This window comes from Salinicola sp. (assembly GCF_982684285.1).
This window is the reverse complement of record NZ_CEXLVS010000493.1, coordinates 1-1,200: the sequence shown is the minus strand read 5'-3', so window position 1 is coordinate 1,200 and position 1,200 is coordinate 1. Positions and strand designations below refer to the sequence as shown.

Genomic DNA, 1,200 nt, shown 5'->3' with positions numbered 1-1,200 from the left:
TGCACACAGTCTTCTAATACGGTCAGCTGACCAAAATTAGCGCGCAGATAATTTTCAATCACTGAGCCTAACTCGGATAAGAGTTGGTTGTAAGCGGCGGCATCCCCTGCCTGACTTTGCTTCATTAGGGCGGACCAACGCTGCTCGTCCTTTTCCCACAAAGCATATTGCTTACTTGAAGTCATCTCACCCCAACAGTTTAATTGCTAAAGACACTCCGACCAGTAGGCTTACGCTAAAGTTTCTCAGCTTAGACAGAATTAAATTTAGAATAAACCTTTTATGGTGCCCGTCTCATCAATATCAATGCGTTCACTCGCTGGACGTTTGGGTAAACCAGGCATGGTCATAATATCGCCACATAAGGCGACGACAAACTCGGCACCTCGTGATAAACGCACATCACGTATCGTTAAGGTATGGCCCGTTGGGGCACCACGTAAGCTGGCATCACTGCTAAATGAGTAGGGTGTTTTGGCCATGCATACGGGGATGTTGGCGTGGGTTTCACTAAAGCGTTGCAATTTAGCCATGACTTTTTTATCGGCGATCACTTCTTTGGCACCATATAACTTAGTCGCCACAGCAGTGATTTTGTCCCACAACGGCTCATCATCTTGGTATAACAACTTAAAGTTATTGTCTTCATGAGCCAGCATCGCAACCACTTCATGTGCCAGCTCTTCAGCCCCTTTACCACCCTGCGCCCAATGTTTAGCAATCACCGCTTTGGCACCATACGATTCAACAGTAGACTTAATCAAGTTAACTTCAGCATCTGTATCATTATCAAAGTGATTGATCGCCACGATGCAACGCAAACCAAAATGTTGTTGTAGATTAGTCAAGTGGCGTTTTAGATTTTCCATGCCTTGTGCTAAAGCAGTCAGATTTTCAGGGCCTAGATCTTTAACATCAACACCACCGTGATATTTCAGGGCGCGAACGGTTGCCACTACCACCGCCATATCCGGTTTTAAACCTGCTTTACGGCATTTGATATTGATAAATTTTTCCGCACCAAGATCAGCGCCAAAACCAGCTTCCGTCACCACATAATCAGACAGTTTTAATGCCATCTTGGTGGCCACTACCGAATTACAACCATGCGCGATATTGGCAAATGGCCCACCATGGACAAAGGCCGGATTGTTTTCCAAGGTTTGCACCAAGTTTGGTTTTAAAGCTTCTTTTAATAAG

The 1,200-nt window shown here is 45.2% G+C and carries 2 protein-coding genes; both read right to left on the bottom strand.

Annotated elements, in window-relative coordinates:
• A partial coding sequence (locus AC3AYF_RS21390) for a hypothetical protein (RefSeq protein WP_487780481.1) occupies nt 1–185 on the bottom strand: 185 nt, incomplete at its 3' end.
• Nucleotides 186–266: 81 nt separating this feature from the next.
• The coding region (locus AC3AYF_RS21385) for a formate--tetrahydrofolate ligase (protein ID WP_487780480.1) at nt 267–1,200 on the bottom strand (934 nt) is incomplete at its 5' end.